Source organism: Blastococcus sp. SYSU DS0619, from assembly GCF_054051035.1.
In genome coordinates, this window is sequence record NZ_JBJHAM010000004.1 from 41,583 (window position 1) to 55,106 (window position 13,524).

Annotated in this window: 16 protein-coding genes and 1 pseudogene; 5 read left to right on the top strand and 12 right to left on the bottom strand. The window is 74.3% G+C overall.

Annotated elements, in window-relative coordinates:
• Position 1: 1 nt before the first annotated feature.
• Positions 2-513: pseudogene (locus ACI79T_RS07125) on the bottom strand (DUF4262 domain-containing protein).
• A 130-nt stretch (positions 514-643) separates the two neighbouring features.
• Between ACI79T_RS07125 and ACI79T_RS07130 the strand changes: the two are divergent.
• Positions 644-1,288, top strand: coding sequence for a dihydrofolate reductase family protein (locus ACI79T_RS07130; RefSeq protein ID WP_456609353.1), 645 nt, complete (start codon positions 644-646; stop codon positions 1,286-1,288).
• Between the two features lie 50 nt (positions 1,289-1,338).
• On the opposite strand, the gene ACI79T_RS07135 is transcribed toward ACI79T_RS07130, so the two are convergent.
• Entirely contained in the window at positions 1,339-1,929 is a 591-nt protein-coding gene (locus ACI79T_RS07135; protein WP_456609354.1) for a QsdR family transcriptional regulator, read from the bottom strand.
• A gap of 123 nt (positions 1,930-2,052) precedes the next feature.
• On the opposite strand from ACI79T_RS07135, the gene ACI79T_RS07140 reads away from it, so the two are divergent.
• Positions 2,053-2,601 (top strand): GNAT family N-acetyltransferase, encoded by a 549-nt coding sequence (locus ACI79T_RS07140; protein ID WP_456609355.1) that lies wholly within the window; start codon positions 2,053-2,055, stop codon positions 2,599-2,601.
• Between the two features lie 34 nt (positions 2,602-2,635).
• Here ACI79T_RS07140 and ACI79T_RS07145 read toward each other — a convergent pair whose 3' ends face one another.
• The 7 genes from ACI79T_RS07145 to ACI79T_RS07175 all read right to left on the bottom strand — a co-directional run bounded on the left by ACI79T_RS07145 (position 2,636) and on the right by ACI79T_RS07175 (position 8,984).
• Entirely contained in the window at positions 2,636-3,580 is a 945-nt protein-coding gene (locus ACI79T_RS07145) for a DNA polymerase domain-containing protein (protein ID WP_456609356.1), read from the bottom strand.
• A 126-nt stretch (positions 3,581-3,706) separates the two neighbouring features.
• Positions 3,707-5,137: an alpha/beta hydrolase domain-containing protein gene (locus ACI79T_RS07150; protein ID WP_456609357.1), complete on the bottom strand. Its 1,431-nt coding sequence runs from the start codon at positions 5,135-5,137 to the stop codon at positions 3,707-3,709.
• A 210-nt stretch (positions 5,138-5,347) separates the two neighbouring features.
• Positions 5,348-6,091, bottom strand: coding sequence for an MBL fold metallo-hydrolase (locus ACI79T_RS07155; RefSeq protein ID WP_456609358.1), 744 nt, complete (start codon positions 6,089-6,091; stop codon positions 5,348-5,350).
• The gene (gene murI, locus ACI79T_RS07160) at positions 6,088-6,912 is read right to left on the bottom strand and encodes a glutamate racemase (RefSeq protein ID WP_456609359.1); all 825 of its coding nucleotides are present in this window, start codon (positions 6,910-6,912) and stop codon (positions 6,088-6,090) included. The genes ACI79T_RS07155 and murI overlap by 4 nt, the downstream gene beginning before the upstream one ends.
• Before the next feature lie 126 nt (positions 6,913-7,038).
• The gene (locus ACI79T_RS07165) at positions 7,039-7,989 is read right to left on the bottom strand and encodes a PLP-dependent cysteine synthase family protein (RefSeq protein WP_456609360.1); all 951 of its coding nucleotides are present in this window, start codon (positions 7,987-7,989) and stop codon (positions 7,039-7,041) included.
• A gap of 48 nt (positions 7,990-8,037) precedes the next feature.
• Positions 8,038-8,316 carry a MoaD/ThiS family protein gene (locus tag ACI79T_RS07170; protein WP_104528681.1) on the bottom strand — a complete coding sequence of 93 codons (279 nt, stop codon included), beginning with the start codon at positions 8,314-8,316 and terminating at the stop codon, positions 8,038-8,040.
• Between the two features lie 236 nt (positions 8,317-8,552).
• Positions 8,553-8,984 (bottom strand): Mov34/MPN/PAD-1 family protein, encoded by a 432-nt coding sequence (locus ACI79T_RS07175; protein ID WP_456609361.1) that lies wholly within the window; start codon positions 8,982-8,984, stop codon positions 8,553-8,555.
• Positions 8,985-9,122: 138 nt separating this feature from the next.
• Between ACI79T_RS07175 and ACI79T_RS07180 the strand changes: the two genes are divergently transcribed.
• Positions 9,123-9,476, top strand: a complete 354-nt coding sequence (locus ACI79T_RS07180) for a hypothetical protein (protein WP_456609362.1) — start codon at positions 9,123-9,125, stop codon at positions 9,474-9,476.
• On the opposite strand, the gene ACI79T_RS07185 is transcribed toward ACI79T_RS07180, so the two are convergent.
• Positions 9,415-9,912 carry a DUF2017 family protein gene (locus ACI79T_RS07185; RefSeq protein WP_456609363.1) on the bottom strand — a complete coding sequence of 166 codons (498 nt, stop codon included), beginning with the start codon at positions 9,910-9,912 and terminating at the stop codon, positions 9,415-9,417. The genes ACI79T_RS07180 and ACI79T_RS07185 overlap by 62 nt on opposite strands.
• 31 nt (positions 9,913-9,943) lie before the next feature.
• On the bottom strand, positions 9,944-10,240 hold the full coding sequence (clpS, locus tag ACI79T_RS07190; protein ID WP_456568501.1) for an ATP-dependent Clp protease adapter ClpS: 297 nt from the start codon (positions 10,238-10,240) through the stop codon (positions 9,944-9,946).
• Between the two features lie 59 nt (positions 10,241-10,299).
• Between clpS and ACI79T_RS07195 the strand changes: the two genes are divergently transcribed.
• Entirely contained in the window at positions 10,300-11,583 is a 1,284-nt protein-coding gene (locus ACI79T_RS07195) for a nicotinate phosphoribosyltransferase (RefSeq protein ID WP_456609364.1), read from the top strand.
• A 17-nt stretch (positions 11,584-11,600) separates the two neighbouring features.
• Positions 11,601-12,167 carry an isochorismatase family protein gene (locus ACI79T_RS07200; protein WP_456609365.1) on the top strand — a complete coding sequence of 189 codons (567 nt, stop codon included), beginning with the start codon at positions 11,601-11,603 and terminating at the stop codon, positions 12,165-12,167.
• A 90-nt stretch (positions 12,168-12,257) separates the two neighbouring features.
• Here ACI79T_RS07200 and serB read toward each other — a convergent pair whose 3' ends face one another.
• A complete protein-coding gene (gene serB, locus ACI79T_RS07205) occupies positions 12,258-13,517 on the bottom strand; it encodes a phosphoserine phosphatase SerB (RefSeq protein WP_456609366.1) in 1,260 nt (419 codons plus the stop codon).
• Positions 13,518-13,524 lie beyond the last annotated feature (7 nt).

Genomic DNA, 13,524 nt, shown 5'->3' on the forward strand with positions numbered 1-13,524 from the left:
CTCACGCCCGCCAGGTGCCCGGCCGCGGCTGGCACTCCGGCGGGCACGGGTACTCCGGGTCCCACGGGAAGCCGCCGTCCGGGTGCGCCCAGGTGAGCTGGTACGCGGGCACGGAGTACTCGTCGGGGCGCTCGTAGAAGCGGTTCGCGCTGAACAGCACCTCCCCGGGGTTGGGCAGCTGGTCGACCACGAGCGGCGCCGCCGCACCGTCGGTGAGCACCTCGCCGGGCACCAGGTCGCGGCCCCCGAGGACCAGGCCGGCCACCTGGTTCAGCAGGCCGCAGGCCGTCTTTGCCCGACCCCGACCACGACCAGCTCCGGGTGGCCGACCCCGAACAGGCCGACGGTGTAGCCGAACGGTGGTTCGTCGGACCCGGCCCCCCGCATCACGTACTGCACGGCCACCCGGTGGGCGCGGATCGTCTGCGCCAGCCGGCTGTCCTCCTGGTCCAGCCAGGCGAGCGTCTGCGGGTCGGTCGTCATGCCGGTCAGCCTGCGGGCCGGTACCGACATTCGGACCGCACCGGGGCGCAGCTGTGGACGGGCGCGCGCCTGGGGACGGCGCGGAACCTCCTCCTCGCGCGGCGATGAGTTCTCCGGCGCCGGCCGGTCAGATCGTCGTCGACCACCCGGGAGGAGCCACGTGCAGCAGCGGCTGAGAGTCCAGAACTTCACCGTCTCGAGCGACGGGTTCGGTGCCGGCGAGCACCAGAGCCTGGAGCGACCGTTCGGCCACGCCGACCCCGGGAAGCTGATGGCCTGGGCCCTCGCCACGGCGAGCTTCCCCCATCGCGCCACCCCGGGAGGCAGTCGCGGGCTCGACGACTACTTCACGCGGGACTTCGCGCACGGCATCGGCGCGGAGATCATGGGCCGCAACAAGTTCGGCCCCCAGCGCGGTCCGTGGCCGGACGACGAGTGGCAGGGGTGGTGGGGCGCCGAGCCGCCCTTCCACACGCCGGTCTTCGTCATGACCCACCACCTGCGGCCGTCGTTCACGCTCTCCGACACCACCTTCCACTTCGTCGACGACGAGCCGGCGACGGTCCTCGGGCTGGCCCGGGAGGCGGCGCAGGGCAGGGACGTCAGGCTCGGCGGCGGGGCCGCCACCATCCGGCAGTTCCTGGACGCCGATCTGGTGGACACGCTCCACGTGGCGGTGGCGCCGGTGGAGCTCGGCTCGGGGGCGCGGCTGTGGAACTCGCCCGACGAGCTGCGCGACCGGTTCTCCGTCGACGTGGTGCCCAGCCCGAGCGGAGTGGTGCACCACCAATTCTGGCGCGACTGACCGGAGAGCGCCGGCGCGGAACCGCCGACCGGAGCCGGGGACGGCGGCCCTCAGCCCGCCTCGAGGCCGACGACGCTGAGCACGAGCGCGTCGATGACGGTGGTGGCGGCCTTCAGGTCGGGCGCCCGCGCCGCCAGCACGTCGGAGTAGAGGAAGGACTCCCCCAGCCGGACCACGGCCAGCGCGAGCAGCGGTACCGGGACCTTCGGGAGCAGACCGTGCTCGTCGACGTCGCGCTGGAAGAGGGCGGTGTAGCCCTCGACCACGCGCGGCTGCACCCGGCCCTGCGGATCGGTCAGCACGCGGATCGCCGTCGTGGGCTCCTCGTCGATCAGCAGCCGGAGCGCGGGGGCGGTGCCTAGGGCGAAGCGGAAGCCCTCGCTGACGGCGAGCGACCGGAGCCGCCCGCCCGGCTCGGGGCCGCCCGGCCGGGCGTCGTGCTCGCGCTCGGCCGCCGCGAGGGTGCGGGCACCCATGGCGGCGAGGGCCTCCCCGAGGATCGCGTCCCGGTTCCCCGCGCGGCGGAACAGCGTGGCCCGGGCGATGCCGAGCTCGGCCGCCAGCACGCCGGTGTCCAGCCGCCGGCCGCTGAGGAGCGTGCGCATCGCGGCGCGCACGATCTCGTCGTGGGGCGCTGTCACGCCCGCAGCGTAGGTCAGCGCAGGCGGGCCCCGACCTGGTCGAACCCCCTCGGCGCTCCGGTCACCCGGCCGGGGGACGCCGATACCGTCGGCCCGGTGACCCCGCCCGTCGCTCCTCCGCCCGTGACTTCTCCGCCCTGGCCCGCGACGCCGCCGGCGCACGGCAGCGTGGTGCTCCGCGAGTTCGTCGACGCGGACGTCGCCGTCGGGCTCGAGCTGTCGACCGACCCCTACGTCCCGCTGGTCAGCACCCTGCGGCCGCACGCCACCGAGGACGACGCGCGGGACTGGGTCGAGCGGAACCGGGCGCGGTGGGCGACCGGGAAGGGCTTCTCCTTCGCGATCGCCGACGCCGGCACCGGGCGGGGAGTGGGGCAGATCGGCCTGTGGGTGGACGAGCTGCACCACGGCCGCGCGTCGGCGGGCTACTTCGTCGCACTCGGTGCTCGGGGACGCGGCCGCGCCGCGGACGCGCTCATCGCGCTGACCACGTACGCGTGGACGATCCCGGGCCTGCACCGGATGCAGCTGTTCGTGGAGCCGTGGAACGCCGCGTCGCTCCGGACGGCCGAGCGCGCGGGATACGAACGGGAGGGGCTGCTGCGCGGCTTCATGGAGATCGGCGGGCGGCGCCGCGACATGCTCGTCCTCGCCGTCCTGCGCCCCGGCTGAGCCTGCCCGCCGTCCGCCCGGCGCGGCCGGGCCCTCAGCTCTCGCCGGCCGCCCGGGCCGCCCGCTTGCGCCGCTTCCCCTCGTGCATGGCCTGCACCCGGGCCACCGGGATCCGGTGGCCCTCCGCGACCAGGTCGGCCGGCAACCGCTGGGGTGCTGGCAGGAGGGCCGCCCAGTCCCCGAGCCGCTCCGCACCCGAGGTGACGGTCACGTCGCCCGGGCGCACGGCGTCCAGGTCGGCCCAGTCGACGGGCGCCGACACCGGGAGCCCGGGGCGCACCCGCGCGCTGTAGGCAGCGACGACGGTGCCCGTGCCCGATCGCGTGGAGTCGACGAACACCCGGCCCGCCCGCTCCTCCCTGAGGAAGGCCGTCGTCGCGACGGCGGGGTCGAGCTGCCCTGCCCGCTGCGCCAGCGCCCGCGTGGCCGCCGCGACGTCCTCGACCGGCGAGCCGTGCACCGGCACGACGACGTGCAGCCCCGAGGAGCCGCTGGTCTTCACCGCACCGGCCAGGCCGACCTCCTCCAGCGCCCGGCGGGCCAGCCGGGCGACGGCCACGACCGTGGCGAAGTCGGCCCCGTCGGGCGGGTCGAGGTCCAGCACCAGGCCGGTGGGCTCCCGCGAGCCGGCCGGCAGGAACGGCACGTGGAACTCGACCGCGCGCTGGTTGGCCAGCCACAGCAGGGTGCGGCGGTCGTCGCAGAGCACCTGGTGCACCTCGCGGTGCGCCGACTCGGCCCAAACGGAGACGGTCCGCACCCAGTCCGGCGCCCCCTTGGCCACGTTGCGCTGCATGAACGGCGCCTGGCCGGGGCGCACCCGCATGATCGACAGCGGGCGTCCGGCGAGCAGCGGGACCAGCCGGTCGGCGACGGCGTCGAGGTGGTCCACCAGCGCCCGTTTGGTCACACCGAGCCCGTCCCCGAGGGGCGAGTCGAGGCTGCTCAGCGCCACACCGTCGCGTTCCTCGTCGGCCACGCCGGTCACGCTGCCCGGCCGAGCGGCCCCCGGCAACCGTTCGTCGCACGGACGGGCGACCGGCGGCCGTGGACGACCGGACGGCCGGCCCCGCGAGGGACCGGCCGCCGGCGTCCGACGCCTCCGTCAGCGACGGTGGCGCAGCACGTCGCTGAACTCGATGGCCTCCCGGTGGTTGTCCCGGGCGTCGTCCCGCTCGATGTACCCGGCGCGCAGGTTGGCGTGGTCGACCTCGAGCACCGCGTGCACGTACCGACCCTGGCTCGGGTAGAGCTCCCGCAGCTGCTCGGTGCTGAACGGCTGGTGGGTGCCGAACAGGCGGCAGAAGCTCGCGCCGCTGTTGTAGCCCGCGTTCAGCGCGGTCGGGACCGCCACCTGGGACAGCTGAATGCCGCCCTGCGCCAGCCCGAGCTCGTTGCGCACCTTGTTGCCCTCGCTGTCGAACTCCAGGTAGGGCGCCGTCGGCGGGGCGACGCCGCGCTCGGCCCAGCGGGCGAGGTGCGCGTAGGCGGCCGCCGTCACGTGGTGCATCGGCACCCGGCTGAACGGCGGCAGGTCGCAGGTGTACTGCGGCGCGCCGCCGAGGTCGCGCTCGGACAGCGGGGCGCGGTACTCCTGCCCCTGCCAGCCGGAGTGGGCCGCACCCGCGACCTCCCAGCGCCGGAAGACCTCGCTGTCGGGACGACGGGCCGCGGCCGCGGCCGCCGTCACGTCGGTCTCGGACTGCACCTGGAACACCGGCTCCTCGCCGGCCCGGCTGGGCGCCGTCCCCACGATGATCGCGTAGCCGTCGAAGACCGGCTCGACCTTCGGCAGGACGTGGTCGTAGTAGGTGCTCTGGTAGCGGGTCGACTGCGAGGCGCCGATGGACAGCAGCGTCTCGACGTCGAGGCCACCCATCGGGTCCACGCCGGTCGGCTCGACCAGCGTCTTGGCGGCCTGCGCGTAGATGTCCATCGCCAGCTGGTCCAGGGCGTACTCGCCGCCGGCCGTCACGTCCAGCGAGCCGTACCGCGTCGGGCTCCACTCGCGGAGCTGGTCGACGCCGACCTGCTGGGCCGACACCCCGATCCAGGCGTCACCGCTGCGGGTCACGTCTTCGAAGTTCCACAGCGCGTCGAGGTCGTAGCCCGCCGTGACGTTCTGCCACTCGACCAGGGCGGTGCCGCTGAAGTGGCGTTCGAGCGCCGGCCGTCGGACGACGATCCGCGTCGTGTACGGCACGTCCTCCTCGAGCAGGGTGCCCGGCGCGATGTCGGGGGTGCGCGGGCTGGCGTAGGCGTCGGCCAGGCCCGAGACGAGGAACTCCTCCTCGACGTAGCCGACGTCGGCGAGGTCCTGGTAGGTGGCGAAGAAGGGGTAGGTCTGGGCGAGGTCCCCGGAGAGCCGGTCGCCCTCGAGGTTGCTGGGCAGCGGCCCGGTGACGGTCGCGTCGCCCAACGGCTCGCGTGGGGTCTCGGCCGCGGCGGGGAGCGCCGGTGCCAGGAAGGCCATGGTGAGGCCCAGCGCGACGGCGCTGCCGCCGGCTCCGGCCCTCCTGCTCGTGGTGGCGTGCATGGGACTCCTTCTGCTGACCTGCGGCCGCCCGAGGGCGCGCGCGCAGGACGACGGGGGTGATCGGATGCAGGGAGCCCGGGCCCGGACCATGACGCGGATCACGTCGACGTGCCCTCAAGCTAGCCCGGCCGCAGACGGCAGAACAATGCCTGCTGCAACAATGCTGCGACCTGTTTCACAGCCGCGTCCCACCGCGGCGGCCTCGACCGGCTAGAGGTCGTAGACGGCCTTCGGGAGCACCAGTTCGGTCTCCGAGAACACCGAGCTGGCCGCGAAGAGCTGGCCGATGTGGTCGACCCAGGCGGGGATGTGGGTGAGCAGCAGCCGGCCCACCCCTGCCGCCGCCGCGTGCTCGGCCGCCTGCCGACCAGTCAGGTGCAGGCCGGGAGGCTGCTCGGGGACGTTGTCGGGGTGCGCCGCCTCGGCCAGCAGCACGTCGGCACCGCGGGCCAGCTCGACGACGCGGTCGCAGGGGCCGGTGTCGCCGGTGTAGACCAGCGAGCGACCGCCGGCGGTGAGCCGGATGGCGTAGGTCTCGACCGGGTGCGCCGTGCGCGCCAGCGCCACCTCGAACGGGCCGATGGTCAGCGCACCCGGGCCGACCGGCACGAAGTCGAAGACGTCGGTCAGCCCGTCGCCGTCCATGTCGTAGGCCAGGGCCAGCCGGCGCTCGGCATCCGCCGGTGCGTACAGCGGCACGTGCGTGCCCGGCGACCGGCCGGAGTAGCGGTGCCAGACCACGAACGGGGCGACGTCGAGGCAGTGGTCGGCGTGCAGGTGCGAGAGGAAGACCGCGTCGACGCTCCCCGGGTCGAGCACCCTCTGCAGGGCGCCGAAGGAGCCGTTGCCCAGGTCGAGCACCAACCGGAAGCCGTCGTGCTCGACCAGGTAGCAGGACGCGGGCGAGTCGGGGCCGGGTCCGCTGCCGCTGCAGCCGACGACGGTGAGCTTCACGCGGCGCCCACCCGTCCGGCGCTCAGCACCGCGCCCACCTCGGGGCCCAGGAACCGGCGGCCCAGGCGGGCGAACGGCTCGGGGTCACCGGTGGCGAGGAAGACGTGCTCGGGCGGTACGGCGTCGGGGCTGCGCAGGAGGTCGGCCCGGGTGAGCACCCGGTAGACGTCCTTCGCGGTCTCCTCGGCGCTGGACACCAGGGTGACGCCGTCACCGAGGACGACCGACAGCACGCCGGTGAGCAGCGGGTAGTGGGTGCAGCCGAGCACGACGGTGTCCACGCCGGCCGCGAGCAGCGGGTCGAGGTAGGACTGCGCCAGGCCGAGCAGCTGGCGGCCGCTGGTGACGCCCCGCTCGACGAAGTCGACGAAGCTGGGGCACGCCGCCGAGGTGACCGAGACGTGCGCCGCCGCGGCGAACGCGTCGTCGTAGGCGCCGCTGGCGACCGTCGCCTGGGTGCCGATCACGCCGATCCGGCCGTTGCGGGTGGCGGCGATGGCCCGCCGAGCGGCGGGGAGCACCACCTCCACCACCGGGACGTCGTAGCGCTCGCGGGCGTCGCGCAGCGAGGCCGCGCTGGCCGAGTTGCAGGCGACGACGAGCATCTTGACGCCGCTCTCGACGAGCTCGTCCATCACCGCGAGCGAGTGCCGGCGCACCTCGGCGATGGGCAGCGGGCCGTAGGGGCCGTGCGCGGTGTCCCCGATGTAGCGGACCGCTTCGCCGGGCAGCTGGTCGAGCACGGCGCGCGCGACCGTGAGCCCCCCGACCCCCGAGTCGAAGATGCCGATCGGCGCGTCGGCTCCATGCTGCGTCCCCATGACGACGGTCAGGCTAGACCGCGGCACCGACAGCGCGCGCGGCGCACCCGGCCACCTGACCCGTCCGGGATACGCGCGAGCGCCCCTCCCGGTGCGGGGTGGGGCGCTCGCGGCGGGTGCGGGGGCTCAGGCCCAGAGCTGCCCCTCCAGCGCCGAGGTGGCCTCCTCGAGGGTGCCCGCGTAGGCGCCGGTCGAGAGGTACTTCCAGCCGCCGTCGCAGACGATGAAGACGATGTCGGCCGAGCGGCCGGCCGCGACCTCCTTGTCGGCGATGCCGAGGGCCGCGTGCAGGATCGCGCCGGTGGAGATGCCGGCGAAGATGCCCTCGCGCTCCACCAGCTGGCGGGTGCGGTGGATGGCGTCCTCGGGCCCCACGGAGAAGCGCGAGTCGAGCAGCGAGGCGTCGTAGAGCTCGGGGATGAAGCCCTCGTCGATGTTGCGCAGCCCGTAGACCAGCTCGCCGTAGCGCGGCTCGGCGGCGATGACCTGCACCTCGGGCTTGTGCTCCCGCAGGAACCGGGAGACGCCCATGAGCGTGCCCGTCGTCCCGAGGCCGGCGACGAAGTGGGTGATCGACGGCAGGTCGGCCAGGATCTCCGGGCCGGTGCCGTCGTAGTGCGCCTGCGCGTTGGCCGGGTTGCCGTACTGGTACAGCATCACCCAGTCCTCGTGCTCGGCCGCGAGTTCCTTGGCCATGGCGACGGCCTGGTTGGAGCCGCCGGCGGCCGGCGAGCCGATGATCCGCGCCCCGTACATCTCCAGCAGCTGGCGCCGCTCCACCGAGGTGTTCTCCGGCATGACGCAGACGAGCTTGTACCCGCGCTGCTTGGCCACCATGGCCAGCGAGATGCCGGTGTTGCCGCTGGTCGGCTCGAGGATCGTCGCGCCGGGCTGCAGCGACCCGTCCTTCTCCGCCGCCTCGATCATCGCGATGGCGGCGCGGTCCTTGATCGACCCGGTCGGGTTGTGGTCCTCGAGCTTGGCCCACAGGCGCACGTCGGAGGTCGGCGAGAGGTGCGGCAGCCCCACGAGCGGGGTGCCGCCGAGCGAGTCGACGAGGGAGGCGAAGCGGGCCATGGGAACTCTTCCGGGAGCGGGGGGAGGAACGGGGAGCGGGAAAGCCGCTCAGCAGCCGCCCGCGACCGCCGGGAGGATCGTCACCGAGTCGCCGTCCTTGACCTGGGTGTCCAGGGCGCCGGTGAAGCGGACGTCCTCGTCGTTGACGTAGACGTTGACGAAGCGGTGCAGCTTGCCCTCCTCAGTGACGAGGCGGTTCTTCAGACCCGAGTGCTTGCTGTCCAGGTCGTCGATGAGCGCGGCCAGGGTGTCCCCGCTGCCCTCGACGGTCTTGTTGCCGCCGGTGTGGGTGCGCAGGATGGTCGGGATCCGGACCTCGATGGCCATGGCGTGCTTCTCCTCGGGAACGTCGATGCGTGGGGGCGCTGCGGAGCAGCGGTGGAGCGTCTGAACCGGGCCAACGCCCGGTGGCCGCGCGGAATTCCACGCGGCGGCGGCCCCGTCCAGGGTCCCGCGCCGGGCGTGCGAGGCGTGGGGGGACGGGGGTGTTTCTCAGTCGTAGACGACGGTCGTCGGCGAGTGCCCGAAGAGGCAGGACTCGACGACCGCGACGGCTGCCTCGCTCACCCGGTCACCTCGACCGGCTCCTCGGTGACCTGGCCGTCGAGGATGCGGAAGCTCCGGAACTCGACCTCGTCCTGCTCCAGTCCGGTCCGCCCGGCGTGGTGCCGCGTGGAGACCAGGACGTAGTGGGCGTTGGGCTCGGAGGCGTAGCCGATGTCGGTGCGCGACGGGTATGCCTCGGTGGCCGTGTGCGAGTGGTAGATGACCACCGGCTCCTCGTCGCGGTCGTCCATCTCGCGGTAGAGCCGGAGCAGGTCCTGCGAGTCGAACTCGTAGAACGTCGGGGACCGTGCCGCGTTGAGCATCGGGATGAACCGCTCCGGGCGATCGCTGCCCTCGGGCCCGGCGACGACACCACAGGCCTCGTCCGGGTGGTCCTTCCGGGCGTGGGCCACGATGGCGTCGTAGATCGCGCGGTCGATGCGCAGCACGCGGTCAGTCTAGGCGTGCCCGTCCGACCCTCCCGGCGTCGCCCCCGGGCACCACCCGGCCGGGCGACCGCCGGGCGACCGCCGGGCGACCGCCGGGCGACCGCCGGGCGACCGGTGCGGACCGATACGGTCGCTCCCGTGTGGGTTCCGTCGCTCCTGATCGCCGGTGTCGTGCTGCTGGCCCTGCCCGCGCTGTTCCTGGGCACCCGGGGGCTGTTCCGGCACCGCGGCTACAGCTCGGCCCACCCCGGCGACCGGGCCCCCGTCGTCGTCATCGTGGTGCTGCGGGCGTTGCTCCTGCTGATGCTGTTCAGCATCTCGGCGGTCCTGCTGGTCGCCACGATCGGCGCCATGGCCGCCGACGTCGAGCTGCACGGCATGGTCTACGTGCTGTTCGTCCTCGACCTGCTGGTCGCGGCGCTGGTCGCGCTCACCTTCGGCCGGCGCGAGCGGCGACCAGCGCGTCGACGAGCGACCCCTGCAGCGCGGTGAGCCAGTAGTAGACCGCCAGCTGGTGGTCGCCCTCGTCGACGATCTCCTCCGGCGGCTCGGAGTCCTCGCTGATGTCCAGCCGCGTGCCCAGCGCCAGCCGCAGGTCGTTGCTGGTGCGCAACCAGGCGCCGGCCTGGTCGGTGTCCAGCCGCACCTCTCCACCGTCGGCCGGGAGCGTGGCGCGCACGGTGGCGAGGTCGTCGGCCTTGCCACCGCGCAGGGACTGCTCCGTGAGGTCGCGGTAGTCCTCGGCCATCGCCGCGTCCGAGCGGTGCCCCGCCGGGAACAGCCGCGTGATCACCGGGTCGCCGGTGCTGTCGGCCGGGTCGGCGCCCAGCAGCTGCTCCAGCTGGTCCAGCAGCAGACCGACGATGCCGGCCTCCGCCGGGTCCAGGCGGGCGACCAGCCGGCCCCCACGGGAACGGAACGGCTTCACGCGACCTCCTCGGCGCTCGTCACGGCCTCGCTCACGAGTCGCGCTGGTAGCTGGCCCACAGCCCGTAGGCGTGCAGCCGGCTCGTGTCGTGCTCCATCCGCTCGCGGGGGCCCGAGCTGACGATCGCCCGGCCGTCGTGGTGCACCTGCAGCATCAGAGCGGTCGCCGTCGGCTCGTCGTAGCCGAACAGCTCCTGCAGCACGAAGGTCACGTAGGTCATGAGGTTGACCGGGTCGTTCCAGACGATGGTCACCCACGGGCGGTCGAGATCGCCGAGCTCCTCCTCGGTCGTCTCGGGGGCCCGGGTCGGGGCGAGCGGTCCGGCCACGGGTCCACCTTAGGACGTGGCGCGGCCCCGGGCCGGGGGTCCGCCTACGCTCCGGTGCCATGCCGACGGCTCCCGCGCTGCTCACCGACCGCTACGAGCTGACGATGCTGGCCGCGGCGCTGGCCGACGGCACGGCCGGCCGGGACTGCGTGTTCGAGGTGTTCGCCCGCCGGCTCCCCCACGGCCGCCGCTACGGGGTGGTCGCCGGCACCGGGCGGCTGCTCGAGGCGCTGCCCGGTTTCCGGTTCGGCGACGACGAGCTGGCGGCCCTCCGGGCCCAGGGGCTGACCGACGCGCGGCTGCTGGACTGGCTGGCCGACTTCCGGTTCGGCGGCGACGTCGACGGCTACGCGGAGGGCGAGCTGTTCTTCCCCGGCTCGCCGGTGCTCACCGTGCGTTCACCGTTCGGCGAGGGCGTCCTGCTCGAGACCCTCGCCCTGTCGATCCTCAACCACGACTCGGCCATCGCCTCCGCCGCCGCCCGCATGGTGGGCGCCGCCTGCGAGCGGCCGTGCATCGAGATGGGCTCACGGCGCACGCACGAGGAGGCCGCGGTCGCCGCCGCCCGCGCCGCGCACCTGGTCGGCTTCGGTGCCAGCTCCAACCTGGAGGCCGGCCGGCGCTACGGCGTCCCCACGACCGGCACCAGCGCGCACGCCTTCACGCTGCTGCACGACGACGAGCGCTCGGCCTTCCGCGCCCAGGTGGACACCCTCGGGGTCGGGACGACGCTGCTCGTGGACACCTACGACGTGGAGCAGGGCATCCGGACGGCGATCGAGGTCGCCGGCCCGGAGCTCGGCGCGATCCGGCTGGACTCGGGCGACCTGCCGACGCTGGCGACCCGCGCCCGCCAGCTGCTCGACGAGCTCGGCGCCACCCGCACCCGGGTGATCGTCACCAGCGACCTCGACGAGTACGCCATCGCCGGGCTGATGGCCGCGCCCGTGGACGGCTACGGCGTCGGGACCTCGCTGGTCACCGGTTCGGGCGCGCCCACGGCCGGCATGGTCTACAAGCTGGTGGAGCGCGACGGCGTGCCGGTGGCGAAGCGGTCGGAGGGCAAGAACTCGGTGGGCGGCCGCAAGTCCGCGGTGCGCCGGCACGCCCCCGACGGCACGGCCACGGCCGAGGTGGTCAGCAGCGCCCCGGTGGAACCCCGCACCGGTGACCGCGACCTGGTGGTGCCGCTCGTGCGCGACGGGGACCTGTGCGACCCCGCCTCCCCGGCCGACGCCCTGCAACGCGCCCGGCAGCACCACGCGCGGGTGCGGGAGGCCCTCCCCGCCGAGGCCTGGGGGCTGTCGCGCGGCGAGCCTGCTCTCGAGACCCTCTCCGCCTGACCCGGCAGGATGGCGACATGACCCGTGCGCTGATCGTCGTGGACGTGCAGAACGATTTCTGCGAGGGCGGCAGCCTGGCCGTCGCCGGCGGCGCCGCGGTCGCGGCCGCCATCACCGAGCACGTCCGGACGGGGGACTACGACCACGTCGTGGCCACCCGCGACCACCACATCGACCCCGGGCACCACTTCGCCGCGGCACCGGACTTCGTCGAGACGTGGCCGGAGCACTGCGTCGTCGGGACCGGCGGGGTGGAGCTGCACCCGGCGCTGGACCGCGGCCCGATCGAGGCGGTGTTCGACAAGGGCGAGTACGCCGCCGCCTACTCCGGCTTCGAGGGCGCAGCGGACGGCGTCGGGCTGGCCGGCTGGCTGAGCGACCGGGGCGTCGAGGCGGTCGACGTCGTCGGCATCGCCACCGACCACTGCGTCCGGGCCACCGCGCTCGACGCCGTCGCCGCCGGCTTCGCCACACGCGTGCTGCTCCCCCTCACCGCCGGCGTCGCCGAGTCGACGGTCGAGGCGGCGCTGGAGCAGCTCCGCACCGCGGGCGTGCAGCTGGAGGGCGCCGTCCACCCGGGCTAACGGGACGCGAGGCGACGTCCTGGCTCACCTCATGGGGTCCTGGCTCACGGTCGACGCTGAGCCAGGACCCGGAATGATCAGGTGACCTGATCATTCCGGGACGGCGTCGAGGACCTCGTCGCGGGTGAAGCCGAGCACCTGCAGGACAGCGTCCAAATGGGGCTGGTTGAGCGCGGTGTGGGCCTGCTCGCGGACGAACGGCTTGGCGTTGAACGCGATGCCCAGGCCTGCGGTGTTGAGCATGTCGAGGTCGTTGGCGCCGTCGCCGACGGCCACCGTCTGGTCGAGCGGGATCCCGTACTCGGCGGCGAAGCGGGCCAGGGCACGGGCCTTGCCGGGGCGGTCCACGATCTCCCCCACCAGGCCCCCGGTGAGCCGGCCGTCGACCACCTCGAGGGTGTTGGCGGCCGCGAAGTCCAGCCCGAGGCTCTCGGCGAGCGGGTCGGTGATCTGGGTGAACCCGCCGCTGACGACGCCGCAGCGGAAGCCGAGCCGCTGCAGCGTGCGGATGAGGGTGCGCGCCCCCGGGGTGAGCACGAGCGCCTCGCGCACCTCGTCCAGCACCTCCTCGGGCAGTCCGGCCAGCACGGCCACCCGGGCCCGCAGCGACTCGGCGAAGTCGAGCTCCCCGTTCATCGCCGCAGCGGTGATGCGGGCGACCTCGGCCGCCCGGCCGGCACGGGCGGCGAGCTCGTCGATCACCTCCCCCCGGACCAGCGTGGAGTCGACGTCGAGCACGATCAGCCGCTTGCTGCGCCGGGCGAGCCCGGCCCGCTCGACGGCGATGTCGGCGCCGGTGGCGGCGGCGACGGCCGCCAGCTCGGTCCGCAGGGCCGTGGCCTCCGCGCCGGAGACGGTGAGCTCGAAGCTGGTGACCGGGTAGTCGGAGAGCCGGCGGATCGCATCGATGTTCCCGCCGACGGCGGCGATGCCCTGCGCCGCACCGGCGACCGCCTCGGGTGTGACCGGCCGGCCCAGCAGGATCACGTGGTGCGGGCGACCGGCCGCCACCGGCGCCGGGGCGGCGGTGGCCGCCTCCACGTCCACGCGCAACCCCACGTCTGCGGCGACGGCGGTGGCCAGCCGCCGCAGGTGCTCCAGCAGCACGTCCTCGCCCACCGCGGGAGCGCCGTCGGAGGGGAGCACGCCGACGACGACGCCCAGCACCAGCTGGCCGTGCACGACGACCTGCTCGACGTCGAGCACCTCGACGGCGGGCACATCCCCGGCCAGCGCGGCGAACAGCCGCGCCGTGACGCCGGGCCGGTCGGCGCCGCTCACGGTCAGCAGCGCCCGGGCGGCGGTGACCTCGGGGGTCTCGGGCGTTCGGGTGACGGGGTCCAGCGGCACCCCGCCA